We start from the raw sequence: 25513 nt of genomic DNA on the forward strand, positions 1-25513 counted from the left end.
GTTGTCCAGGTGAACGGCGATCGACCCGCTCAGTTTCGGCGACCCCAGCCTCCGATCCCGCCGCAATCGGAACCCTCGCAGGTCATCCGGCGCGACACGCTGCCCCTGCGCCGTCCGGCGGAACCCAGCGGGGCGCCACCGCGTCAACCAACCTCAGCGCCACCTCCACCCAAACCGGCCACCGGCCCCGTCGGCCCCCGACGCCGGCGGCGCACCCCCACCCCGGCGCCGCCGCCACGTCCGGCCGCACCCAAAGCGCGCCGCAAAAAGACCAAGCGCCGCTGGGGCAAGATCGTTGCGCTGAGCCTGCTGACCGCCGTGTTGCTGGCCGGCGCCGGCATTCTCGGCGGGGCTTTGTGGCTGGACACGGCGCTGCACCGGGAACCGGTATTGCGCGACTATGCCGACCGGCCCGGCCCCGGGCGCGGCACCAACTGGCTCATCGTCGGCTCGGACAGTCGCCAGGGTCTGACCACCGAGCAACAGCAGGAGCTGACCACCGGCGGAGATCCCGGAGACGGGCGAACCGACACCATCCTGCTGGTCCACCTGGCCGGACTCGGATCGAGCACCCCGACGGCCCTGGTATCGATCCCGCGCGATTCATATGTCCCCGTTCCCGGGTATGGCCGCGACAAGATCAACGCGGCATTCGCCATAGGCGGGGCGCCCTTGCTGGTGCAAACGGTCGAACAGGCCACCGGCCTGCGAATCGACCACTATGCCGAGATCGGATTCGGCGGATTCGCCGAACTGGTCGACGCGCTCGGCGGTGTCCGGATGTGTTTGACGGAACCGATCGGCGATCCACTGGCCGGCATCGACCTAGCGCCGGGCTGCCAGCAACTCGACGGCCGAAGCGCACTGGGCTACGTCAGGTCCCGAGCCACACCGAGAGCCGACCTGGACCGGATGATCGACCAGCGCCAGTTCATGTCCGCGTTGCTGCGCCGGGCCGAAAGCCCCGCGGTATGGCTCAATCCGTGGCGTTGGTATTCGGTGCCGCGCGCCGCAGCCGCGGCGCTCACCGTCGACCAGGGGGCCCACGTATTCGACCTTGCCCGGCTCGGGTGGGCGCTACACGGGCACCCGACGGCCCTGACGGTGCCGATCGGCGAATTCACCACCACCGACGTCGGCTCGGTCGTGGTGTGGAACCACGACGCGGCCGCCGAGATGTTCGACGCGCTGGCTTCCGACACGCCGATACCGGCCGACGCTTTCGACGGGCCACCATAACAACGCAATTTCGGCGCCCCGGGTGTGTTGTAGGTCATAAAAATGCGGAAAATGCGCCCATGATTCCGGCCCGGCTAGGTTTACTTAGGCAAACCTGACCTTATTGATTTCGCGCATCGGCTTAGGAAAACCTTTCCTGAGTAAGTCATGCCTTCGTTGCAGGTGGCGTTTTACCTGCACTATTCTTACGGTATGACCGACTACGACGGACCAAAGACGAAATTCCATGCGCTGGTGCAGGAACAAATTTTCAACGAATTCACCGCGGCCCAACAATACGTTGCCATTGCCGTTTATTTCGATAGCGAAGAATTGCCCCGATTGGCGAAGCGCTTTTACGCTCAGGCGGTCGAGGAGCGCAACCACGCGATGATGCTGGTGCAGCATCTGATCGACCGCGACCTCCGTGTCGAGATTCCGGGAATCGACTCGGTACGAAATCACTTCGACAAGCCGCGCGACGCCCTGGCGTTGGCCCTCGATCAGGAGCGGGCCGTCACCGATCAGGTCAGTCGGCTGACCGCGGTGGCGCGCGATGAGAGCGACTTCCTCGGCGAGCAGTTCATGCAGTGGTTCCTGCAGGAGCAGATCGAAGAGGTGGCGCTGATGGCCAGCCTGGTGCGCATTGCCGACCGGGCCGGGGCCAACCTGTTCGAGCTCGAGAACTTCGTTGCGCGTGAGGTCGGCCGGGCTCCGTCGGGCGCAGCCGCTCCGCGTGCCGCCGGAGGCAACCTCTAGGCCTCCGGCGGGGCGGCGGGACCGCTACTCACGCCCGGCCGGCCATGCTGCAACCAGGCCTTGGCGCGGCCGGGGTGGTCGGTGGCCATCCACGCCACGCCGACGTCCCGGCAGAAATCGATGTCTTCGTACTCGTCGACACCCCAGCAGTAGACCGCTCGCCCCTGGGCGGCGGCGCGATCGACGAGTTGTGGATATTCCCGCAACACCGCCAGCGACGGTCCCACGGCGGTCGCTCCGACAGCCGAGGCGGCACCGCTGGCCAGATAGCGAGCCGTTTTGCCGAGCAGCACCGTTGGCAGCAGCGGTGCTGCTCGGCGAATCCGCCACACCGCGGCCGCCGAAAACGACATCACGACGGCGCGGGACCGGTCTGCGGACGCAGGTTGGGCAATGCCGAAGCGCTGCAGCAGCGCCAGCACCTTGCTTTCGACCAGCGACCCGTACCGCACCGGATGCTTGGTCTCGATGAAGACCTTCACCGGCCGTTTCCAATCCAGCACCAGCGAGATCAGCGCGTCCAGGGTCAGCAGGCTGGTATCTCCGTGGGCACCGTCCGGCCGCCAGCTGTCATGCCAGGCGCCGTACTCCAACTCACGCAGCTGATCCAGCGTCATCGTGCTGACCAACCCGGCCCCGGTCGAAGTCCGATCCAACCGGCGATCGTGCACGCAAACCAGATGACCGTCACGGGTGAGCCGGACGTCGCACTCCACACCGTCGGCCCCCTGCTTGAGCGCAAGGTCGTAGGCGGCGAGCGTATGTTCCGGCCAGGCGCCCGACGCCCCGCGGTGGGCCACCACGAAAGGATGCCCGGCGATCACCTCGTCGGCCCAGGTCATACCCATTATGCTGCCGGTTCCTGCCCCTCCAGCTCAACCGCATCAGCATCAGGGGCCGCATCGACCCGATCGTCTTCATCCGTGGCGGACCGGCCGGGTTGATCATCCTGACCCATCACCAGCCAGCGGTGCGCGGGCCGTTGCACCGGCTTGCACTCGAATCCCTCGAAAACGCGAGAAACGGTGCCCACGGCGGCTGCCGCCAGTGCATACGCGACGACCACCATGACGGTGTTGTTCGCGATGCCCTGAGCGTCGCTGGAAAAGCTGGTGGCGATGGCGAACAGCGACGTCGCGGTGCTGACTACCCATGCGATCCACCACACCAGGATGGGTTTCTTCAACCGTTGATAGGTGTCCTCGACCACCGCGAGTTCGATGAGATACACCGGCGCCCACAGCAGGTTTGCCAGCGGCGTCAGGCAACCAGCCCACAACTGCAGGGTGGAGCGGTGCTCGGGTAGGCCGTAGTAGGCGAAGGCGGCGGCCCGGCGCGCGACAAGCCACTTGATCAGTACGACGAAGCAGACGCCCATCGCGGCGAGCGCGGCGAAACTGACCGCCACTCCCACCCAGACCGCGATGCCGGCCAGCACGGAATTCAGCAGAATGTCGCGGTTGATGATCAGCAACACGTATCGCACCGCGTAGACGAATGCGGCGGCACCGAGAACCAGCATGGTGGCGAACAACAGGGTGCGTACGGTCGCGGCCGCCGGTCCCGTCTTGGTCGCTACCGGCACGGGCGAAGTGCCGGGCTGCGCGACGCGGTCGCCCAGTCCCCAGCGCGGCATCACCGTGTACCGGGGGGTGGGCCCGTACGCGCGTCGCCGGGGCCGGTGCGGTGGCGCAGCGCCCGGACGCACCGCTATCCAGCGAAAACCTGGTGGTAGCCGGGGCGCCGCCCGCCGCGCGGTAGACGTCACCCGTTGCGGGCCGACCGAGGTTCGCGACTGCGGGTCGGCGGCCGCAGCCCCGGTCAGCGGCGCCATCAGCGCTCCCCGACAACGGGGACACCACACGCGCTGTCGCTCGCGTACGTTCCACCAAGTGCCGCACTGGGAGCACACCTGTATCACCGGACCAGCGTAATGCGAGTCGGCACTCGAGGGCATACGGGCCGCGCGATCTCCGACTCAGCTACTTGTGGGTATCCACAGTTTCCACAGGTTCATCCACAACATGGGTTGGGCGGGTTTTGGTTATCAACACAGCGTCTGTCGGTCGAGATCGGCCGTCGCTGTGGATAACCCCCGCCACCAACACCCGCCGATCGACAGCCCTGGCCGGGCCCGAGCGAAATGCATTGCCGCGCTAAGCACTTGTACCCAGTTGGACGACTCGACAAACGTGACCGACCACGGCCCACCGAACAGCGTCCGCCGGCGGCCCACATCGCCGCATTGGCGCTCTCACCTGGTGCGGTTGCCGACCCGCCCAGGCAAGAATTTTTCAAGCCGGGCACCAGGGGTTATGATCGCGGACGCCAGGTTCAGTGTGAGTCACCTCACTGTTGGAGGTGACCGTGCAGGTGAAAGGCGCTCGATGGCGACACATTCCTACGGCCCCGGATCGACTCCCTCACCGAAGTCGCACTCCGGATCGCCCACCTGGAATCACGCCTACGTCATAGCCGCCCTGCGTGCGGGCCTGATTGCGCTGGCATTACTGGGAGTTCTCGCCCTCATCGTCTTGTATTAGATCCCCGACCAACCGGGTACCCGGCAGTATCAGCCCGGTGGGGCGTCCTTGCGGCGCGAGCGCTCATGAAGCAAGGTTAACTACTGCAGCCCGCTGCGTGGCGGTCCCCACGCGAATGACTTATCGGACGATCGAAGGAAGGAATGCCGTGGCTGAATACACCTTGCCCGATTTGGACTGGGACTACGGAGCCCTGGAACCCCACATCTCAGGTCAGATCAACGAGCTTCACCACAGTAAGCACCACGCCACCTACGTCAAGGGTGCCAATGACGCCGTCACCAAACTCGAGGAAGCGCGCGCTAAGGAAGACCACTCGACGATCCTGCTGAACGAGAAGAACCTCGCTTTCAACCTCGCCGGCCACGTCAACCACACCATCTGGTGGAAGAACCTCTCCCCCAACGGTGGCGACAAGCCCACCGGTGAACTCGCCGCGGCCATCGATGAGGCGTTCGGGTCGTTCGACAAGTTTCGGGCCCAGTTCCACGCCGCCGCGACCACCGTGCAGGGGTCGGGTTGGGCAGCGCTGGGCTGGGACACCCTCGGCAACAAGCTGCTGATCTTCCAGGTCTACGACCACCAGACCAACTTCCCGCTGGGCATTGTCCCGCTGCTGCTGCTCGACATGTGGGAGCACGCGTTCTACCTGCAGTACAAGAATGTGAAGGTCGACTTCGCCAAGGCATTCTGGAATGTCGTCAACTGGGCCGACGTACAGTCGCGCTACGACGCCGCCACCTCGAAAACTCAAGGATTAATCTTCGGCTGACTCGAATACCCGAAGGCTTGGGCGCCGCGCACACCATTGCGCGGCGCCCTTGCGTTTTAACCGGGCCTTAATATTTCGCGCTTACGAACACCGCCGGACACCCGCCGTGTCGAGTTGCACGGCGCCAAAACCCCGCGCATGCTTGATCATTCGAGCTACCATTTATTCGAGCTACCAGCGTGGTTATTTCGGATGGAGGCGTCAACGGAGGGCGAGATGGATGCTGGGTCAGATGGGCCTATCGGTGTTGCACCCTTTCATTCTCGTGGTTCGCTGAAAGGGTTTGTCATCTCCGGGCGTTGGCCTGATTCAACGAAACAATGGGCTCAACTGTTGATGGTCGCCGTGCGCGTCGCATCTTTGCCCGGGTTGCTTTCGACCACCACGGTATTCGGGGCGCGCGAGGAATTGCCCGATGAGCCCGAGCCCGGCACCGTCGGACTGGTGCTGGCCGAGGGCACGGTGTTCGGCGAATCCGCGATCCAGCCGGGATACTTCGCCGATCATCAACCCCCTGCATTGCCCATGTTGCATCCGCCATCGGAAACGACGCCGTCGCTGCCGGAGTGCACCGGCGCCGCCTCGGGCTGTGTGCTGCTACCGGGGTTGCCGTATCTGGGATTGGAACATCGGGCGGCGTGGGTGGAGGCCGAAGCCGACGGAACCATCACCTCGATGGTCAGCCGCGTCGGCGTTGACCCCATCAGTCATCCCGACACCGCAATTCTGGCGATGCCGCTTGCCGCATAAGGAGATTCGAACCAATAAGTTCGCGCGCCGAATCGACGGATACGGCCGCCCGAACTTCATCGCCACGGTGGCGCGCATCGAATCCGGCCGCTAGCCTGGGAAACTGTTAGCGAAGGGGAGTAGCCCCGAATCGTTGGGTCGACATACTGGCGCACAGCCCGGCCCGCGAACCGTCACACCGGACGGTGGGCGAGACCTTCGACCGATGTTCGATGACCGGACGGTCATCGGCACGTGTCGAGAGGTCGCCCGCATGCTTTCCGCCACAATGCTGAGTCTCGGAGTGGTTTTCCTCGCCGAGCTGGGCGACAGATCGCAGCTGATCACGATGACCTACGCGTTGCGGTACCGCTGGTGGGTGGTGCTGACCGGGGTAGCGATCGCATCCATCACCGTGCATGGTGTCTCGGTGGCGGTCGGCCACTTCCTGGGCACCACGGTGCCGGCCCGGCCGATGGCGTTTGTGGGAGCGATCGCCTTCCTGATATTCGCCGGCTGGGCCTGGCGCGAAGGCCGCGAAGACCCGGCCGGCGCCGACGAGGTCGCGCATCTGCCCAACCCCCGATTCGCGCTGCTCACCGCGGTGTCGTCGTTTGTCCTGGCCGAGCTCGGCGACAAGACAACCCTGGCCACGGTCACCTTGGCCAGCGATCACAACTGGGCCGGCGTATGGATCGGCACCACCTTGGGCATGATCGTGGCCGACGGCCTGGCAATAGGTGTCGGACTACTGCTGCATCACCGGCTGCCCGAACAGCTGCTGCATCTGCTGGCCAGCCTGCTGTTCCTGCTTTTCGGCTTGTGGATGCTGTTCGAGGGGGCGCTGGGATGGCGCTCGGTCGCCATCGGTGTGACCGCGGCGGTGGCGCTGGCCGCCGCTGCCGGAGCCACGGCGCAAACTCTCCGGCGGCGTCGCAGCGTTTCCGCACTAGGCACGAATTCACCCTCGGGCCGGTAGCCGGCACCAACCGGCATCGGCCGGGCTCCGACCATCTCGACCACCGCCCCCGACATCGTCGCACCGGTCCCCCGCCCGCCCCGGTTTCGCGCTGCCACCCGCCGAGGCTTCATAGACAGCAAAGCGCCCAATCCGACGTCCGCCGTTGGCGTCTGGTTGCCCAGAATCGAGCGCGTTCCGCCGACGGGCAGCACCTTTGTTCCTTGCCAGCGCCGGTGCTCGTGGGCTTTCGATGCCATCCGAAGGCCGTATTCTGCGGATAACCTGTGAAATTCGTTCATCTTATGGACACCCCACCGAATCGGTTGGATGCTCGTCGGAGGCGGCTTGGGCACCTGTCCGACGCACCGGCACCCAATCGCCTCAGGTTTGCACTTGGTTGTTGACATAACTGTCGCTACCATGATCAGCAAATATATATAGATAAGCGTTCAATTTTGCAGCCCGGTGGAGGTCATATCGATGAGCACGACGTTCGCTGCCCGCCTGAACCGTCTGTTTGACACGGTGTACCCGCCCGGACGGGGGCCGCATACCTCCGCCGAGGTGATTGCGGCGCTCAAGGCGGAGGGCATCACGATGTCGGCTCCTTATCTATCGCAGCTACGCTCCGGCAACCGCACAAACCCTTCCACCGCGACCATGGCCGCCCTCGCCAACTTCTTTCGCATCAAGGCGGCCTATTTCACCGATAACGAGTACTACGAAAACCTCGATCAGGAACTGCAGTGGCTGGCCACGATGCGTGACGACGGCGTGCGCCGCATCGCCGTTCGTTCCCAAGGGTTGTCCACCCAAGCGCAGCAGGAGATCGTGGAGCGAATCGAAGAACTCCGCCGGACGGAACGCCTCGACGCTTAACGCGATTACCGCAGGGCCGGTCCCCCGACCTGAGGGATTGCCGACGCCCCTCCCGAATTAGGGTTGGGCCCAGCGAGCGCGCACGCACCGCGATAGTCCACGAGATACCGGGAGGCGGCCGGGAATGGGCCTGTTCCGCAAGCGAAAGAGCCGCGCGACGCGTCGCGCCGAAGCCCGCGCGATCAAGGCCCGCGCCAAGCTGGAAGCCAAACTGTCTGCCAAGAATGAGGCGCGCCGCATCAAGTCCGCGCAGAAGGCGACCGACAAGGCGCTCAAGGCGCAGCTCAAGGCGCAGCGCGACAGCGACCGGGCGGCATTGAAGGTCGCCGAGACTCAACTCAAGGCGGCCCGCGAGGGCAAGTTCCTCTCGCCCGCTCGAATCCGCCGGACACTGACGGTGTCTCGATTACTCGCCCCGATCCTTGCGCCGGTGATGTATCGCGCGGCCATCGCGGCCCGCGGACTGCTGGATCAACGGCGGGCAGACCAGCTCGGGGTGCCGCTGGCTCAGATCGGACAGCTCTCGGGCCACGGCGCACAGCTGTCCGCCCGGGTGTCCGGTTGTGAGCGGTCGCTGCGGATTGTGCAGGAAAAGAAGCCGAAGGACGCGGAGACCAAGCAGTTCGTCTCGGCCATCAGCGAGCGGCTCTGCGAACTCTCGGCCGCTATCACAGCAGCCGAGAACATGCCGGCCCAGCGGCGTCGAGCCGCGCATTCCGCGATCTCCTCGCAACTCGACGGCATCAAGGCGGACCTGATGGCGCGTCTAGGGCTAGCCTGAGTCAGCATGCCGGTCCTGCGCAGTTGGGTTTCGAGCAGCCGTGTTCAGTCACGAGCCAGATATTCGCGTGGTGTGGTTGCGCAGGTGCTCGGGAAGTTGCGGTTCGCGCCGTTATTCGTCGCCATCACGATTGTCGTCGCGCTGCCGGTTCCGGCGGCATCCGCGCAGGCTGGAGGCATGGCGGCGCACGAATCGGTGACCGTCGGCGCCAGTGGTGATGGCGGTGGCGATTCGGGCGAGGACCTGCCCGCCTGGCCGTTCGCGGTGGGAGTGGTCGCTGCGGTAGGCGCGGCAGCGCTGTGGGCTACGCGGCGCCGGCCGTAGCGGCTTGGGCCGGCGACCTGGTAGGCGAGGCAGACGACGAACCGTGTCCTGGCATGATGGACCCGAGTGTTTCGCGATCTAGTGAGCAATGAGGAAGCTGCAAAGGAGCGGCCGCATGGCAGACCCGCAGGATCGACCCGACGGCGAACCCGACGCGACACCGGGACAGCCGGCCAAGAAGCCGCCCGCCGACAAGGCTGCGAAGACACCGGCCAAGAAGACACCTGCGAAGAAGACGCCGGCCAAGAAGGCCCCGGCGCAGAAGGCGCCAGCCAAGAAGGCCCCCGCCAAAAAGGCACCGGCCAAAAAGGCTCCGGCGACCAAGCCGCCCGCACAAAGCCCCGAACCGGCCCCGCAACCGACCGCGCTGGCCAACGTTTCACAGCAACAACCGAGCGCCAACGGCCAACTCGCCGAAGCCGCTAAAGATGCGGCCGCACAAGCTAAGTCGACGGTAGACCGCGCCAACAACCCACTTCCCCGGGTCGCCGATGAGCAGCCAGGCCACTCCACCGTTCCGCTGGTCGTCGCAATCGCATTGAGCCTGTTGGCGATGCTGCTGATCCGCCAGCTGCGCCGGCGCTGATCGATGGGAAACGTGGCGTTTCGGCCAACGGCCGATCTCGTTGACGACATCGGGCCCGATGTGCGCAGCTGTGATCTTCAATTCCGCCAGTTCGGTGGCCGCGCCGAGTTCGCCGGACCGATCAGCACCGTGCGGTGTTTTCAGGACAACGCGCTGCTGAAATCGGTGCTCTCGCAGCCGGGTGAGGGCGGGGTGCTGGTGATCGACGGTGCCGGTTCCCTGCATACCGCCCTGGTCGGTGATGTCATCGCCGAACTGGCGCGCTCCAACGGCTGGGCGGGGCTGGTGGTGCACGGCGCGGTCCGCGATTCGGCCGCACTGCGTGGCATTGACATTGGCATCAAGGCACTGGGCACCAATCCGCGCAAGAGCACCAAGACCGGGTCGGGTGAACGCGACGCCGAAATCACGCTGGGCGGTGTCACGTTCGTGCCGGGCGAGATCGCCTACAGCGACGACGACGGCATCGTGGTGGTCGCCGCCGTCGCAACCGAATCCTGAATCGCGGCTAAGCCGGCGACTAAACCGGCACTGCGACCGGCTTTTTGGCGAATCGCAAACCCTCGTCGTCGATCTTGCCGCGGCGAATCAGATGAATATCGCGCAGATAGTTCTGGTTGAGTCGCCACGGCTTGCGTGAACCCTGCTTGGGAAGTTCGTCGATCACGCGCAGCACATAGCCCGGAGTGAACTCCATGAATGGACATTCCTGCACATCCGAACCCGGGCGCTCGACGACGACGGACTCATAGTCATTGGCGTCCATGTAGTTGAGCAGACGGCAAACGAACTCCGACACCAGATCCGCCTTCAGTGTCCACGACGCGTTGGTGTAGCCAACGGTGTAGGCCATGTTGGGCAGGCCGGAAAGCATCATGCCCTTGTAGGCCATCGCCTTGGTGAGATCCACCGACTCTCCGTCCACGGTGACCGCCGCCCCGCCGAAGAGCTGCAGGTTCAAACCCGTTGCGGTGACGATGATGTCGGCCGGCAGCTGCTGGCCCGAGTTGAGCCGGATGCCGGTCGGCGTGAACCGGTCGATCGTGTCGGTGACCACATCGACCTGTCCGTGGCGAATGGCCCGGAACAAGTCGCCGTTGGGCACCAGGCATAGCCGCTGATCCCATGGGTTGTAGTGCGGGCCGAAATGCTTTCGCACGTCATAGCCTTCGGGCAACTGACGCTGGGCCAGTCCCATGAAGTTCTTCCGCATTCGCCGCGGCCACTTGCGGCAGGCTCCGTATACGGCGGCCTGGCGCAGCACGTTCTTCCACCGCACCATGGCGTAGGCCATGTTCTCGGGAAGCCAGCGGTTGAGGCGCTCAGCGATGCTGTCCCGTTCTGGCTGGGAGACTATGTAGGTCGGCGAGCGCTGCAGCATCGTGACGTGCTTTGCCCCCGAGTTCGCCAGCGCCGGGACCAGAGTGACCGCGGAGGCACCGCTGCCGATCACGACGACGTTCTTGCCGTCATAGTCGAGGTCTTCGGGCCAGTGCTGCGGATGGATGATCGAGCCGGCGAAGTCCTGCGCGCCGGCGAAGTTCGGGGTGTAGCCCTGGTCGTAGTTGTAGTAGCCGCTGCAGAGAAACAGGAACGAACAGGTGACGGCGCTCATGGCACCGTTGCTCTCGATCTGCAGCGTCCAGCGGTTCTGCGCGTTCGACCAGTCCACGCTGATGACTTTCTGGTTGAGCCGGATGTGCTTGTCGATGCCGTACATGGCCGCCGTGCCTTTGACGTATTCGAGGATCGGCTTGCCGTCGGCGATGGCCTGGCGCTCGGTCCACGGACGAAAGCGGAAGCCCAGCGTGTGCATATCGGAGTCGGATCGGATGCCGGGGTAGCGGAACAGATCCCAGGTGCCACCCATGGCGGCGCGCTTCTCCAGGATCGCGTAGGACTTGGTCGGACAGCGGTCTTGAAGATGCCAGGCTGCACTCACGCCGGAGATACCCGCCCCCACGATCACGACGTCAAGATGCTCAGTCATGGCGCCACGCTATCAACGCTGTGTTGAGTCCGTCAACGGGGTGTCGAAACTCTCGACGCGCGGTAAGCTGCCGTGGTGTCTACTTCCACTGCCAGTCAGGCATCGCTGAGCCGGGGCCGCCGTAGCGCGCGACCATCCGGTGATGAGCGGGAGCTGGCGATCCTCAACACGGCCGAGAAGCTGCTCGAGGACCGTCCGATGGTCGACATCTCGGTCGACGACCTGGCCAAGGGAGCCGGCATCTCCCGCCCCACCTTCTACTTCTATTTCCCGTCCAAGGAAGCAGTGTTGCTGACCTTGCTGGACCGGGTGGTCAATGAGGCCGACGCGGCGCTGGACAACCTCGCCCAGGCACCCGACGTCGACCACGTGACGATGTGGCGCAACGGAATCAACGTGTTCTTCGAGACCTTCGGATCGCACCGGGCGGTCGTGCAGGGCGGTCAGGGCGTCCGAAGTATCAGCACCGAAGTCCGGGAGCTTTGGTCGACATTCATGCAGAAGTGGATCGCCTATACCGCCAAGATCATCGAAGCCGAGCGCGAACGGGGCGCCGCGCCGGTGACGCTGCCCGCCCTGGAACTGGCCACCGCACTCAACCTGATGAACGAGCGGACTTTGTCGGCGTCGTTCCTGGCTGAGGAGCCGTCCGTGCCGGAGACACATGTGGTCGACACCCTGGTGCACGTCTGGGTCAGCAGCATCTACGGCGCGGCTCGCTAACCAGGAACTTGTCGGTCCGCGGTGCGAACATATGTTCGCGCACGGCGATGCCTCCATCCTGCACGCGGACCTGGATTCGTTCTACGCGTCCGTCGAGCAGCGTGACGACCCCTCGTTGCGGGGTCGGCCGGTGATCGTCGGCGGCGGTGTCGTGCTGGCGGCGAGCTATGAGGCCAAGGCATACGGGGTCCGCACCGCGATGGGCGGAGCTCAGTCGCGGCGGCTGTGCCCGCAGGCCGTGGTGGTGCCGCCGCGTATGCGCGCCTACATGCGGGCCAGTGATGCCGTGTTCGAGGTGTTCCGCGACTGCACTCCACTGGTGGAGCCGCTTTCGGTGGATGAGGCGTTTCTCGATGTGGCCGGCTTGCGCCGGGTCTCGGGCACACCGGTGCAGATCGCGGCGCGGCTGCGGGAAGACGTACGCGGGCGGGTCGGGCTGCCCATCACCGTCGGCGTGGCGCGGACGAAGTTTCTGGCCAAAGTCGCCAGCCAAGAGGCCAAGCCGGACGGCTTGCTGCTGGTGCCGCCGGAAGATGAGCTGGCATTCCTGCATCCCCTGCCGGTGCGCCGGCTCTGGGGAGTGGGCGCCAAGACTGCCGCGAAACTGCAGTCGCACGGCCTGTGCACCGTCGCCGACGTCGCCGAGCTCAGCGAATCGGCACTGAGCTCGATGCTGGGTGCGGCGATGGGGCGCCAGCTGTATGCCCTGTCCCGCAACATCGATCGGCGCCGGGTGAGCACCGGTGTGCGACGGCGTTCGGTGGGCGCCCAGCGCGCACTGGGGCGAGCGGGCAACGCCCTGTCGCCGGCGGAGTTGGACGCGGTGGTGGTCACGTTGATCGACAGAATCACGGGCCGGATGAGAGCGGCCGGCCGCACCGGCCGAACCGTGGTGCTGCGACTACGATTCGACGATTTCAGCCGGGCGACCCGGTCCCACACGTTGCCGTGGGCAACGTCGTCTACCCAGCCGATCCTCGCCGCGGCGCGCCAACTGGTGCGCTCGGCCGCGCCGGCTATCGCGCAGCGGGGATTGACGCTGGTCGGCTTCGCCGTGTCCAGCATCGACCCCGGCGGTGCCCAGCAACTGATGCTGCCGTTCGGCGGCGAACCCGAGGCCATTGACGCGGCGGTGGACCGGATTCGGCGTCGATACGGCAACTCCGCGCTCACCCGCACGGTGCTGGTGGGCCGGGCCCCGGACCAGGAGGTGCCCCGTCTACCGGACTAAAGCCCAGTCGAGGAGTCTGTCGACCGGCCAGGTATTGATGATGCGATCGGCCGCAACTCCCGCGTCGAGCGCGCGCTGAGCGCCGTAGCCGAGGAAGTCCAGCTGGCCGGGTGCGTGTGCGTCGGTGTCGATGCTGAAGACACAGCCGATGTCGCGGGCCAGGTTCAGTAGCCGGGTCGGCGGATCGCGCCGCTCCGGACGCGAGTTGATCTCCACCGCGGTGCCGTGGTCACGGCAGGCGGTGAACACCGCTTCGGCGTCGAATTTGGATTCGGGCCGGATGCCACGGTTGCCCGTCACCAACCGGCCCGTGCAGTGGCCGAGCACATCGGCATGGCCGTTGGAAACGGCCCGCACCATCCGCCGAGTCATCGCCGCCGACTCCATCGAGAGCTTCGAGTGCACGCTGGCCACCACGATGTCGAGACGGTCGAGCAGCTCCGGTTCCTGGTCGAGGCTGCCATCCTCGAGAATGTCGACCTCGATTCCGGTGAGGATGCGCATCGGGGCGAACCTCTCGCGCAGTTCGTCAATGACATCGAGCTGCCTGCGCAATCGCTCTGCCGACAGCCCGTTGGCGATCGTCAGCCGCGGCGAGTGGTCGGTTAGCGCGCAATACTCATGCCCCAACGCCGCCGCGGTGTCCATCATCTCCTCGATCGGCGCCGAGCCGTCCGACCACTCCGAGTGCAGGTGCAGATCCCCACGCAGCGCGCCGCGAATCTCACCGCCGCCCAGATCTTGCGCCGCAGACGGCAGTTCGACCAGCAGATCGGGCTCCTGACCGGACCACGCTTGGCTGATGACCTTTGCGGTCTTGGGACCGATACCCGGCAGCGATTGCCAGCTGTTGGCCCGACCATGCCGCTGGCGCGCATCCTCGTCCAGTCTTTCGATGATGTCGGCGGCGTTGCGATAGGCCATGACCCGTCTGGGGTCCTGACGGCTTCGGTCCTTGTAGTAGGCGATCTGCCGAAGTGCGGCTACCGGATCCATGCCTTGTCGCTCACCTCAGCTGACCGACGATGAACCCCACGAAGACCACCGTGAAGCCCCCAATCTCCCCCAGCATTAGCGAGACCATGAACACGCCGGTCCCCGGCACAGCAGGATCGAACTGATTCTCGGTGTCACGACGCGCGCCGTGGAAGATGTATGTCGCGATCGCAGCGACGAAAAAGAACACCATGACCATCGCCGCCGTGAGATTGAGCCACGCTGGCCAGACGCTCAGCTCGACGAAGACGGCAACCAGCAGCGTTGCGAACGCGTAGAGCAGCGCGGCCCGATGCGCGATATCGACGTAAACGTGGGCCCGGTGCCCATCGCTGACCATGACCTGCCGGTACTTCCACACTCCGAGCGCCAGGGCCAGCAGAAACATGGCTCCCGCCGCCACCAGCGTGATGGCGGTGTCGACCCCGAGGATGTGGCTCATCGTTGTACGGAGTCTAGTTGCGCCCCGGGCTTCATGGCGTTCTCCGACGTCACGCCATCGGGCACCGCGGTGGTTATGGATTCTACATGTGTGTCACCCATTTGCTTGAACCGTCGATCACCCGGCAAATACCGTCGAATACAGCTGCGTGACGAGTTAGTCGTCCGTGAGATACCGACAATTCTGAAGGAGAGGCCGTCATGTCGATCGCGAAGCACGAACGGCCAAACGTGGGATTCCCCATTCTGAAGCGCCCCGCGATGAGAATGGTGTTGGTTGGCGCTGCCGTCATTATCGGCTGCCTGGTTGGGGCGACACCGGCCGGCGCCAGTCCCGGTGAAGTCATCGAAGAGCCCAACCCCTTCGGCGGCTTCAGCTGCAATTGTGGGCCGGCCGAGAGCCCGATCATGCCCGAGGAGATAACCCGCGGGCTAAGGGCAGGCCTCACCTAAACCGCCGGGAGCCGCACGGCCTGCGCGCCGGTCGTCTGCTGCGCGTTAGCGGCCAAATCCAGATGATCTGCTAGCTTGGGTCACGTCGGTCACCGGGGTCCGCACCAGCTGGCCCCGCCTTGTCGTCGATGCAAATCTCGCGGCAAGCCAATCCCTTGTGTCTATGCCGTCGCGCCGCGATGTGCTCCCGGAGGAATTTCGACATGCGTCCCATCATGATGTTCGTGCTGGTCACGTTTGCCACGCTCTTCGGCTCTACCGGCCTCGCCGCGGCCGCGCCGCCCAAGAGCTACTGCGACGAACTCAAAGGGGCCACCACCGGCGAGGTGTGCAAGACTCAGATGACCGAACCCGGCTACACCGTCGATATCAGCCTGCCAAGCAACTACCCCGACGGGAAGTCGCTCGAGAGCTTCGTCCGCGAGACGGGCGAGCATTTCCTCGACAAGGCGAAATCCTCCACTGCGCGCGACGCACCCTACGAGCTCGACATCACCTCGACCAATTACGAGTCGGCGATTCCTCCGCGGGGAACGCAGAGCGTGGTGCTCAAGATTTATCAAAACGGCGGTGGCCCGCGCCCCCAAACCACATACAAGGCGTTCAATTGGGACCAGGCCTATCGCAAGCCGATCACTTGGGAGAAGTTGTGGCAGCCTGAAACCGATCCGCTGAAGGTCGTTTTCCCAATCGTGGAAAGCGAATTGTCAAAGCAGTCCGAGGAGCAGGTGGTGATCGCATCCAGCGCCGGTCTGGACCCGAAGAACTACCAGAATTTCGCCATCTCCAATGACGGGATCACGTTCTTCTTCAGCCCGGGGGAACTGCTGCCCGAAGCCGCCGGCGCTCGCCAGGTGCTGGTCCCCCGCGCTGCGGTGGACCCGATGCTGGCCTAGCCGCGGCTTGGCCTCAGGAGTTTGGGGGCGTGCGGGCGATGATGACCGGAATCCGTGCCGAGTTGACGACCGCTCGGCTGACCGAGCCGAGCAGCATGCCGGGGAACCCACCGCGACCGTGGCTGCCCACAACCACAAGCTGAGCGTCGTGGGCGTGTTCGAGCAGCCGAGGTGCTGGTCGGTCGCTCACCACAACCTTGTGCGTAACCACATCGGGATAGCGTTCCTGCCATCCGCAAAGGCGTTCCGCTAGGACTTCTTCCTCCTGGTCCTTGATGTTGCTCCACTCGATCGGCGCCCAATTGATGCTCGGGAAGTCGAGGGGACCCATGTCGGTCCAAGCGTGCAATGCCACCAATTCCGCGCCGCGCCGAGATGCCTCGTCGAAAGCGATCTCGGTGGCCAACTCCGAGGTGGGCGAGCCATCGACGCCCACCAGCACCGGCGCCTGTGCGGACCGCGGCGGCAGCGGTTCATCGTCATGGATGATCGCGACGGGGCAATGTGCGTGGTGGGCCAGCCCGGAACTGACCGACCCCAGAAGGGCACTAGCCACCCCGCCCTGGCCGCGGCAACCCACCACGACCATCTCGGCCTGCTGGGACAGCTCCACCATGGCGGGCACGACCGCGGCATAGCGCACCTCGCTCGTGACGTGCGCTGCCCGACCCGGCGCGGCCGCGTCGACCGCCACCGCGTGGGCCTGCTGCACAATCTGGTGCGTCTGGTCTTCTCGCCAGCGCGCATAGTCGGCGGGCATCGCAACGTCTGCCCATCCGTTAGCGGGAGCCACCATGGGCGCGAAGACGTGCACCACCTTCAGCGGCACATTACGCATCTCAGCGTCCCGCGCGGCCCACTCCACCGCCAACGTGGAGGCCGGCGAGCCGTCGACGCCGACCACAATTGCCGGGCTCGTGGACTCGGTCGACATAGACAACCTCCCTGTTCGGGCATCGCTACCGCATGTGGTGGACGTTCAAGCTTTGCCGGCTAACACCGACGTTAGTTAATCCGCGCGCGGGTGGCAGGAGGCGTTGGCCCCTTCTCCGTGGGCACTATTGCTCGCAGGCAAGTGTGCGAGGTTTCGTGTTCGGTAGGTCTAAAACCGCTGGCGCACAGGGCAAGTCATACGCGCGGCGACCGTGGACCTGCGCGGGCGTTTGCGGCAGTTGCACCGCGACTACCGTCGAAGGCATGCGTTTCGCTTTCAAGACCTCACCGCAGAACACCACCTGGGAGCAGATGCTGGCGGTCTGGCAGACCGCCGACGGCATCGACGTCTACGAATCCGGTTGGACCTTCGACCACTTCTATCCGATCTTCAGCGACCCCACCGGCCCCTGCCTGGAAGGGTGGACAACGCTGACCGCGCTGGCTCAGGCCACCACGCGGCTGCGGCTAGGCACCCTGGTGACCGGCATTCACTATCGCCATCCCGCGGTGTTGGCCAACCTGGCCGCCGCACTCGACATCATTTCCCATGGGCGACTCGAGCTGGGGATTGGCGCCGGCTGGAACGAGGAGGAGTCCGGTGCCTACGGAATCGAGCTGGGCAGCGTCAAGGAGCGCTTCGACCGATTCGAGGAAGCCTGCGCGGTACTGACCGGGCTGCTGAGCCAACCGAGCACCACCTTCGACGGGAAGTACTACCAGCTCGAGGACGCGCGCAACGAGCCCAAGGGCCCGCAGCGTCCGCACTCGCCGATTTGTATCGGTGGTAGCGGGGAGAAACGTACGCTGCGGATCACCGCCCGCTATGCCCAACACTGGAATTTTGCGGGCGGAACTCCGGAGGAATTTGCCCGCAAGCGCGACGTATTGGCGGCCCATTGCGCCGATATCGGGCGCGATCCGAAAGAGATCACGCTTTCAGCCCACCTGGGTTTGGCGCCGGAGCGCGATTTCGGGCAGGTGATCAAGAACGCCGCCGCGCTGGCGGCCGAGGGATTGGATCTGGGAATCGTCTATATCGCGCCACCGCATGACCCGGCCGTGCTGGAGCCGATGGCCGAGGCGATCCGCGAGTCGGGATTAATTGACGGATAAACGATGCTTCTAATAACAACTCGATGAAGTCGAGCAAACCCGTTTGGCGCCGGCAAGTGCGCCGGGCCAGGCGCTAGACCGCGAACCGCAGCAGCTCTTCGGCCGTTGCCAGGCGCTCGTGTTTGGCAGGAAACTCGTGGCTTTTGACGGGGTGGCGAAACCATGACCAGGCGATTCGCCCCATCCTTGACCGGGGTAACGGGTTACTACGCACAGTGACACTCCCTGTGATCGGACAAACTACTTGGACCCCATGTGCGACGTCTATGTGACGGAGCCCACATCGGCCAATTAGACACCCCGGCTCTGGCAAACCGAAAACGACGCGCCGAGCAATTATCAAATGTTTCTAATGTGGCTGTTGTGATTATTGAAGCGATGCAGCGGTCGGTTTGATTGGGGCTGGCAGCGCCGTGGAACCCATCAAATAGCGGTCCACTCCGGCCGCCGCCGCCCTGCCTTCGGCAATCGCCCAGACGATCAATGACTGGCCACGACCCATGTCTCCGGCAACAAAGACGGCCGGTGCTGAGGTCTCGAAGTCGTCGCCGCGGGCCACGTTTCCGCGGTCGGTGAGCTTGACCCCGAGGTCAGTGAGCAGACCGGGCTTCTCCGGACCGACGAAGCCCATCGCCAGCAAAACCAGGTCGGCCTCCAATTCGAAGTCTGACCCTTCGACCTTGACGAACTTGCCGTCTTGCATCGCGACTTCGTGCGCCTTGAGCGCACGCACGCGCCCATCGTCACCGATGAACTTCTCGGTGTTGACCGAGAACACCCGCTCGCCGCCCTCTTCGTGTGCCGCGGACACCCGATACATCAGCGGGTAGGTCGGCCACGGGGTCGACGCAGCGCGGGCTTCCGGCGGACGCGGCATGATCTCGAACTGGTGGATGTTGGCCGCACCTTGGCGATGCGCGGTGCCCAGGCAGTCCGCGCCGGTGTCGCCGCCGCCGATGATGACGACCTTCTTGCCTTGGGCGGTAATCGGTGGTTGCCCGTCGGGCCCCAGCACGTCGTCGCCCTCCTGCAGCCGGTTGGCCCACGGCAAATATTCCATCGCCTGATGGACGCCATCCAGCTCCCGGCCGGGGATGGGCAGATCCCGCCACGCGGTGGCACCACCGGCCAGCACGACCGCATCAAAATCGGCGCGCAGCTGCTCGGCCGTGATATCAACCCCGACGTTGACGCCGGCCCGGAACTCGGTGCCCTCGGCCTGCATCTGCTCGAGCCGCCGATTCAGAACACGCTTTTCCATCTTGAACTCGGGGATGCCGTAGCGAAGCAGACCACCGATGCGGTCCTCACGCTCGAAGACGGTGACTTTGTGCCCGGCCCGGGTGAGCTGCTGCGCGGCCGCCAGACCGGCCGGACCGGAGCCCACAACGGCAACCGTCTTACCGGTCAGCGTCTGCGGCGGCAGTGGCTTCACCCAGCCTTCATCGAAGGCGTTGTCGATGATTTCGAGCTCGATCTGCTTGATCGTCACCGGATCCTGGTTGATCCCGAGCACGCACGCCGGCTCGCACGGCGCCGGACATAGCCGCCCCGTGAAGTCCGGAAAGTTGTTGGTGGCATGCAGCCGTTCGATTGCATCGCGCCAACGCCCCTGGCGCACCAGGTCGTTCCATTCCGGTATCAGATTGCCCAACGGACATCCGTTGTGGCAGAACGGAATACCGCAGTCCATGCAGCGTGTCGCCTGCTCACGCAGCGTCTCGTTGTCGAAGTCCTCGTAGACCTCGTTCCAGTCACGTAGCCGCAACGGGACGGGCCGACGGGTCGGCAGTTCGCGATGCGTGTATTTCAGGAAGCCGGTCGGGTCAGCCATGCGAAGCCGCCATGATCGCTTTGTCGATATCCACACCGTCGCGTTCGGCCTCGGCAATCGCCTGCAGCACCCGTTTGTAGTCGCGCGGCATCACCTTGACGAAATGCCGTTGCTGCTGCGGCCAGTCGGCCAGGACGCGCTGGCCGACAGCGGAATCGGTGGCATCGACGTGAGCCTGGACGATGCCGTGCACGAACTCGGAATCATCGTCATCGAGCGTCTCGACATCGACCATCTCGGTGTTCAGGTTGTCCGGCAGTTCGCCGTCGGGGTCGTAGACGTAGGCGATACCGCCCGACATTCCGGCGGCGAAGTTGCGGCCGGTCTGGCCAAGGATGACGACCCGGCCGCCGGTCATGTATTCACAACCGTGATCGCCGACGCCCTCAACCACGACATGAGCCCCGGAGTTGCGAACCGCAAAGCGCTCACCCACCACGCCGCGCAGGAATACCTCTCCGCTGGTGGCACCAAAAAGGATCACATTTCCCCCGATGATGTTGTCTTCGGCGACATAACCCGGTGGCGCATTATCCGATGGCCGCACCACGATCCGGCCACCCGAGAGGCCTTTGCCGACGTAGTCGTTGGCGTCGCCGTAGATGCGCAAGGTAATCCCCTTCGGCACAAACGCACCGAAGCTGTTGCCAGCAGATCCCTCGAATGTGATGTCGATGCTTCCGTCCGGCAAGCCTTGGCCGCCATAGGCTCTGGTCACCTCGTGACCAAGCATGGTGCCCACCGTGCGGTTGACGTTGCTGATGGTGGTGGCAAACCGGACCGGTTTGCCGGAATCCAGGGCCTCCCTGCTCATCACGATCAGCTGCTGGTCGAGCGCCTTGTCCAGCCCGTGATCCTGGCTGGAACTGCAGTACAGGTCCTGGTTCATGAACGCCGACTCAGGCTCATGCAGCACGGGCGTCAGATCCAGCCGGTGCGCCTTCCAGTGCGCCCGCGCCAGCGTCGTGTCCAGTGCCCCCGCTTGGCCGACAGCCTCGTTGATGGTGCGGAAGCCCAACTGCGCCATGTATTCGCGCACTTCTTCGGCGATGAACATGAAGAAGTTCTCCACGAATTCGGGCTTTCCGTTGAACCGCTCCCGCAGCAACGGATTCTGGGTGGCCACGCCGACGGGACAGGTGTCGAGGTGACACACCCGCATCATGATGCATCCGGCCACCACCAGCGGCGCGGTCGCAAAACCGAACTCCTCGCCACCGAGCAGCGTCGCGATCATCACGTCGCGCCCAGTCTTGAGCTGACCGTCCACCTGAACCACGATCCGGTCACGTAATCCGTTGAGCAGCAACGTCTGCTGCGTCTCGGCCAGGCCCAGCTCCCAGGGCGCACCGGCGTGCTTCAGGGACGTCAGTGGCGTCGCACCCGTACCACCGTCGTGCCCGGAGATCAGCACCACATCGGCGTGGGCCTTCGAGACGCCGGCGGCGACAGTCCCCACCCCGTTCTCGGAGACCAGCTTGACGTGCACCCGTGCCGACGGGTTGGCGTTCTTCAGGTCGTGGATCAGCTGCGCCAGATCCTCGATGGAGTAAATGTCGTGGTGCGGTGGCGGCGAGATCAGGCCGACACCCGGGGTGGAGTGGCGCACCTTCGCCACCCAGGGATAGACCTTGTGCCCCGGAAGTTGGCCTCCCTCACCGGGCTTGGCACCCTGCGCCATCTTGATCTGGATATCGGTGCAGTTGGTCAGGTAATGCGAGGTGACGCCGAAACGCGCCGAGGCGACCTGCTTGATGGCGCTGCGACGCCAGTCCCCATTGGGGTCCTGCTCGAATCGCCCGACGTCCTCGCCGCCTTCGCCACTGTTTGACCGGCCGCCGAGCCGGTTCATGGCAATCGCCAGCGTCTCGTGTGCCTCGGCCGAAATGGACCCGAAGCTCATCGCTCCGGTCGAGAAGCGCTTCACGATTGCACTAGCGGGCTCGACCTCGTCCAGCGGTATCGGGGGCCGTACGCCGGCCCGGAACTTGAGCAGTCCGCGCAGCGAGGCCATCCGTTCGCTCTGGTCATCGACCAGGCGGGTGTACTCCTTGAAAATCTTGTATTGGCCGGTGCGGGTGGAGTGCTGAAGCTTGAAAACGGTCTCGGGGTTGAACAGGTGGTACTCGCCTTCGCGACGCCACTGGTACTCCCCGCCCACTTCAAGCTCTCGATGTGCGCGTTCGTCGGGCCGGTCCAGATAGGCCAGCGTGTGGCGGCTGGCGACATCGGCGGTGATGTCATCGAGGGTAATCCCGCCGGTGGCGCAGGTCAGTCCGCTGAAGTACTCGTTGAGGACTTCTTCGGACACCCCGACCGCCTGGAACAGCTGGGCCCCGGTGTAGGAAGCCAGCGTTGAAATGCCCATCTTGGACATCACTTTCAACACGCCTTTGCCGGCAGCCTTGACGTAGTTGCTCAACGCGGTGTTGCGGTCGATGCCGTCGATGACCCCCCGGTCGAGCATGTCCTCGATCGACTCGAAGGCCAGATAGGGGTTCACCGCCGCCGCGCCGCAGCCCAGCAGCATCGCCATGTGATGAACCTCGCGGGCATCGCCGGATTCGACCACCAGCCCCACCTTGGTGCGACTTCGCTCGCGTACCAGGTGGTGATGCACCCCGGCAACGGCAAGCAGGGCCGGTATCGGTGCCATCCGCTCATCGGACTCGCGGTCCGACAACACGATGATCCGGGCGCCATCGGCGATCGCCGCCGACGCCTGAGCACGTACCTCATTCAACGCGGCAGCCAGCCCGGCACCACCTTCGGCGACCGGGTACAAGCAACGAACCACCTTGGATTTGAGCCCGTGTGGCCGTCCGTTGATCACGGTCTCGGGGTCGAGGTTGATCAGCTTGGCCAGCTCGTGGTTCCGCAGAATCGGCTGGGGCAGCTGGATTTGGTGGCAGGAGTTCTCGTCGGGGTTGAGCAGGTCTCGCTCGCCACCGGTGGTGCCCTGCAGGCTGGTCACCACCTCTTCGCGGATCGCGTCCAGCGGCGGGTTGGTCACCTGCGCGAACAGCTGCTGGAAGTAGTCGTAGAGCATCCTGGGACGCCGCGACAGCACCGCGATCGGGGTGTCGGTGCCCATCGACCCGATCGGTTCGGCACCGGTGCGGACCATCGGCGCCACCAGCAGGTTGAGTTCCTCGTAGGTGTATCCGAAAACCAGCTGCCGCAGGACCACCCGTTCATGGGCCATCCGGGCGTATTCGCCCGACGGCAACTTCTCCAGCGGCACGAGGTTGTTGTCGAGCCATTCCTGATAGGGATGCTCGGCAGCCAGCTCCGCCTTGATCTCCTCGTCGGAGACGATGCGGCCTTGCGCGGTGTCGACCAAGAACATCCGGCCCGGCTGCAACCGCATCCGCTGCACCACCGTCGACGGGTCCAGGTCCAGCACACCAGCCTCGGAGGCCATCACCACCAAGCCGTCCTCGGTGACCCAGATCCGAGACGGGCGCAAGCCGTTGCGGTCCAGCACCGCGCCGACCATGGTGCCGTCGGTGAATGTCATCGACGCCGGGCCGTCCCACGGCTCCATCAACGAGGAGTGGTACTGGTAGAACGCCCGCCTGCTCGGGTCCATGCTCGCGTGGCGTTCCCAGGCTTCCGGGATCATCATCAACACGGCATGGGCCAGGCTGCGCCCGCCCAGGTGTAGCAGTTCGAGCACCTCGTCGAAACGCGCGGTGTCAGACGCGCCCGGGGTGCAGATGGGGAACAGCTTCTCCACGTTTGCTTCGGTGCCGAAGACATCCGTCTTGATCAACGCCTCGCGGGCCCGCATCCAGTTCTCATTGCCGGTGACGGTGTTGATCTCCCCGTTGTGGGCGATGCGCCGGAAGGGATGCGCCAACGGCCAGGACGGGAACGTGTTGGTCGAGAACCGCGAGTGCACGATCCCCAGGGCACTGGTCAGCCGATCGTCCTGCAGATCCAGGTAGAACGCCTTGAGCTGTGGGGTGGTCAACATGCCCTTGTAGACGAACGTCCGGCCGGACAGGCTGGGGAAGTACACGGTCTCCCGGCCCGGGCCGTCTTGGCCGGGGCCCTTGGTCCCCAACTCGTGCTCAGCCCGTTTGCGGATGACGTAGCAGCGCCGTTCCAGGGCCATGTCAGAGGCTCCGGCCAGGAAAACCTGGCGGAATGTCGGCATTGCGTCGCGTGAAAGTGCGCCCAGTGACGAGTCGTCGGTGGGCACGTTGCGCCAGCCCAGCACCTGCAGGCCTTCGGCTTCGGCGATCTTCTCGACGGCCGCGCAGGCCGCGGCCGCGTCTTTGGACGACTGCGGCAGGAAGGCGATGCCGGTGGCGTAGCTGCCCGGGGCCGGTAGCTCGAAGTCGACGACCTCCCGGAGGAATGCATCCGGGACCTGAATCAAGATGCCGGCACCGTCACCGCTGCGCGGCTCGGCACCAGCAGCGCCCCGGTGTTCCAGGTTGAGCAGCGCAGTAATCGCCTTGTCCACAATGTCGCGGCTCCGCCGGCCATGCATGTCGACCACCATGGCTACCCCACACGAATCGTGTTCGAATGCGGGGTTGTATAGCCCGACGCGCTTGGGCGTCATACCCACCTAACCCTTCAGCAGACTTAACTGCGCGGACTCACCAGCAGCCCGTAGGCCACCTCGCCCCGACGTTGCCCGCGTTGGCCCCTTCGGTCTTGTCGATAGGCTTGCCCTCGTGCGGGATGACCCAGTCAGGGATTCGTCCGTGCAGCGCTGAACGGTGCCCCTGTAACCGATCACGACAAGTCGTAAAACGATATGACAAAGCCCGCCTGACATGCCAACTTACCAATGGTAACCCGCCCAGTGGTGATGCCGTACGGTCAGTGCAGCCAATGATCGAAGGCCGCGCTCACGTGCCGTTTTCCGGTGAATTATCGGCGTGCCAACCGCCGCCCCCAACCCCGCGACGAGCCACAGTAACTGCTTAGACTAATTTGCTGGACCGGCGCCGAAGCGCACTCGGCCACAGCGGAGACCGCGTCACACAACAGTCACTTCGGCAACACGTTCCACGATAAGGCTTGGCAGTTATCGTGCAGGAATTTTGGGATCACCGTGCACGCGCCATGGCCACGACGCCACGACATCCCCGGTTGCCGCCGGTCATGTTTGCGCAATATTAAGAAACCGCTAAGACCAGCGGTCCGAGTCGGCGATTCGCCCCGCCTCGCCCAATAGCTAGCGGCCAATTCTGGACCGACCCCAGTTCAGCGTCCATCGACAGTCCGCGAGAGTGTGATCGGACACACCTGGCCGTGGCCGGTGAGCCCGACAACGACAACCACGACAACCACACCGCCGACTCCGGCCCGTTGGGTGTGCCTAGATC

Annotated in this window: 23 protein-coding genes and 1 pseudogene; 16 read left to right on the forward strand and 8 right to left on the reverse strand. The window is 64.8% G+C overall.

All coding sequences use genetic code 11. The annotated features are described in order from the left end of the window. The first annotated feature begins 9 nt into the window (after nt 1–9). Nucleotides 10–1239 carry an LCP family protein gene (locus tag SHTP_RS25865; protein WP_096372198.1) on the forward strand — a complete coding sequence of 410 codons (1230 nt, stop codon included), beginning with the start codon at nt 10–12 and terminating at the stop codon, nt 1237–1239. Between the two features lie 192 nt (nt 1240–1431). Beyond that, entirely contained in the window at nt 1432–1977 is a 546-nt protein-coding gene (locus SHTP_RS25870; RefSeq protein WP_096372673.1) for a ferritin, read from the forward strand. Here the strand turns inward: SHTP_RS25870 and SHTP_RS25875 are convergent. After that, a complete protein-coding gene (locus tag SHTP_RS25875) occupies nt 1974–2819 on the reverse strand; it encodes a glycerophosphodiester phosphodiesterase (RefSeq protein WP_096372674.1) in 846 nt (281 codons plus the stop codon). The genes SHTP_RS25870 and SHTP_RS25875 overlap by 4 nt on opposite strands. Before the next feature lie 5 nt (nt 2820–2824). After that, entirely contained in the window at nt 2825–3898 is a 1074-nt protein-coding gene (locus SHTP_RS25880) for a DUF4328 domain-containing protein (RefSeq protein ID WP_172900608.1), read from the reverse strand. 466 nt (nt 3899–4364) lie between these two features. Between SHTP_RS25880 and SHTP_RS28115 the strand changes: the two genes are divergently transcribed. The 9 genes and pseudogenes from SHTP_RS28115 (at nt 4365) to rraA (ending at nt 10053) form a co-directional block, all read left to right on the forward strand. Continuing rightward, nucleotides 4365–4520, forward strand: a complete 156-nt coding sequence (locus SHTP_RS28115) for a hypothetical protein (protein WP_012396896.1) — start codon at nt 4365–4367, stop codon at nt 4518–4520. A gap of 148 nt (nt 4521–4668) precedes the next feature. Continuing rightward, a complete protein-coding gene (locus tag SHTP_RS25895; protein ID WP_011742484.1) occupies nt 4669–5292 on the forward strand; it encodes a superoxide dismutase in 624 nt (207 codons plus the stop codon). Between the two features lie 216 nt (nt 5293–5508). After that, on the forward strand, nt 5509–6042 hold the full coding sequence (locus tag SHTP_RS25900) for a peptidase (RefSeq protein ID WP_096372675.1): 534 nt from the start codon (nt 5509–5511) through the stop codon (nt 6040–6042). A 253-nt stretch (nt 6043–6295) separates the two neighbouring features. Then, nucleotides 6296–6962, forward strand: a pseudogene (locus tag SHTP_RS25905) (TMEM165/GDT1 family protein); the annotation flags it as partial. A gap of 500 nt (nt 6963–7462) precedes the next feature. Next, complete coding sequence (locus tag SHTP_RS25910; protein WP_096372676.1) at nt 7463–7861, forward strand: transcriptional regulator; 399 nt, start codon at nt 7463–7465, stop codon at nt 7859–7861. Nucleotides 7862–7985: 124 nt separating this feature from the next. Further along, the gene (locus tag SHTP_RS25915; RefSeq protein ID WP_096372202.1) at nt 7986–8642 is read left to right on the forward strand and encodes a DUF6474 family protein; all 657 of its coding nucleotides are present in this window, start codon (nt 7986–7988) and stop codon (nt 8640–8642) included. Between the two features lie 6 nt (nt 8643–8648). Continuing rightward, entirely contained in the window at nt 8649–8966 is a 318-nt protein-coding gene (locus tag SHTP_RS25920; RefSeq protein WP_231991680.1) for a hypothetical protein, read from the forward strand. 115 nt (nt 8967–9081) lie between these two features. Beyond that, nucleotides 9082–9552, forward strand: coding sequence for an Rv3852 family protein (locus SHTP_RS25925; protein ID WP_096372677.1), 471 nt, complete (start codon nt 9082–9084; stop codon nt 9550–9552). Between the two features lie 3 nt (nt 9553–9555). Further along, nucleotides 9556–10053, forward strand: a complete 498-nt coding sequence (gene rraA, locus SHTP_RS25930; protein WP_036456791.1) for a ribonuclease E activity regulator RraA — start codon at nt 9556–9558, stop codon at nt 10051–10053. Between the two features lie 19 nt (nt 10054–10072). On the opposite strand, the gene SHTP_RS25935 is transcribed toward rraA, so the two are convergent. Beyond that, a complete protein-coding gene (locus tag SHTP_RS25935) occupies nt 10073–11542 on the reverse strand; it encodes a flavin-containing monooxygenase (RefSeq protein WP_096372204.1) in 1470 nt (489 codons plus the stop codon). Nucleotides 11543–11617: 75 nt separating this feature from the next. On the opposite strand from SHTP_RS25935, the gene SHTP_RS25940 reads away from it, so the two are divergent. Further along, nucleotides 11618–12265: a TetR/AcrR family transcriptional regulator gene (locus SHTP_RS25940; RefSeq protein ID WP_011742493.1), complete on the forward strand. Its 648-nt coding sequence runs from the start codon at nt 11618–11620 to the stop codon at nt 12263–12265. A gap of 31 nt (nt 12266–12296) precedes the next feature. Next, the gene (gene dinB / locus SHTP_RS25945; protein ID WP_096372205.1) at nt 12297–13496 is read left to right on the forward strand and encodes a DNA polymerase IV; all 1200 of its coding nucleotides are present in this window, start codon (nt 12297–12299) and stop codon (nt 13494–13496) included. Here the strand turns inward: dinB and SHTP_RS25950 are convergent. Beyond that, nucleotides 13485–14492 (reverse strand): PHP domain-containing protein, encoded by a 1008-nt coding sequence (locus SHTP_RS25950; RefSeq protein ID WP_096372206.1) that lies wholly within the window; start codon nt 14490–14492, stop codon nt 13485–13487. The two genes, dinB and SHTP_RS25950, sit on opposite strands and share 12 nt — an antisense overlap. 10 nt (nt 14493–14502) lie before the next feature. Next, complete coding sequence (locus tag SHTP_RS25955; protein WP_096372207.1) at nt 14503–14934, reverse strand: hypothetical protein; 432 nt, start codon at nt 14932–14934, stop codon at nt 14503–14505. Between the two features lie 200 nt (nt 14935–15134). Here SHTP_RS25955 and SHTP_RS25960 point away from each other — a divergent pair, with 200 nt between their 5' ends. After that, entirely contained in the window at nt 15135–15386 is a 252-nt protein-coding gene (locus tag SHTP_RS25960; protein ID WP_036426103.1) for a hypothetical protein, read from the forward strand. A gap of 203 nt (nt 15387–15589) precedes the next feature. After that, nucleotides 15590–16282 carry an esterase gene (locus tag SHTP_RS25965; RefSeq protein WP_096372208.1) on the forward strand — a complete coding sequence of 231 codons (693 nt, stop codon included), beginning with the start codon at nt 15590–15592 and terminating at the stop codon, nt 16280–16282. 13 nt (nt 16283–16295) lie between these two features. On the opposite strand, the gene SHTP_RS25970 is transcribed toward SHTP_RS25965, so the two are convergent. Next, on the reverse strand, nt 16296–17216 hold the full coding sequence (locus SHTP_RS25970) for a universal stress protein (RefSeq protein ID WP_096372209.1): 921 nt from the start codon (nt 17214–17216) through the stop codon (nt 16296–16298). 263 nt (nt 17217–17479) lie between these two features. Here SHTP_RS25970 and SHTP_RS25975 point away from each other — a divergent pair, with 263 nt between their 5' ends. Beyond that, on the forward strand, nt 17480–18331 hold the full coding sequence (locus SHTP_RS25975; protein WP_096372210.1) for an LLM class F420-dependent oxidoreductase: 852 nt from the start codon (nt 17480–17482) through the stop codon (nt 18329–18331). A gap of 367 nt (nt 18332–18698) precedes the next feature. Here the strand turns inward: SHTP_RS25975 and SHTP_RS25980 are convergent, their stop codons facing one another. Both SHTP_RS25980 and gltB read right to left on the reverse strand, forming a co-directional pair. After that, on the reverse strand, nt 18699–20165 hold the full coding sequence (locus SHTP_RS25980) for a glutamate synthase subunit beta (RefSeq protein ID WP_096372211.1): 1467 nt from the start codon (nt 20163–20165) through the stop codon (nt 18699–18701). Next, nucleotides 20158–24741, reverse strand: coding sequence for a glutamate synthase large subunit (gene gltB / locus SHTP_RS25985; protein WP_096372212.1), 4584 nt, complete (start codon nt 24739–24741; stop codon nt 20158–20160). Before gltB ends, SHTP_RS25980 begins: the two co-directional genes overlap by 8 nt. Nucleotides 24742–25513 lie beyond the last annotated feature (772 nt).

The sequence above is a fragment of the Mycobacterium ulcerans subsp. shinshuense genome, assembly GCF_002355775.1.
Lineage (GTDB): Bacteria > Actinomycetota > Actinomycetes > Mycobacteriales > Mycobacteriaceae > Mycobacterium > Mycobacterium marinum.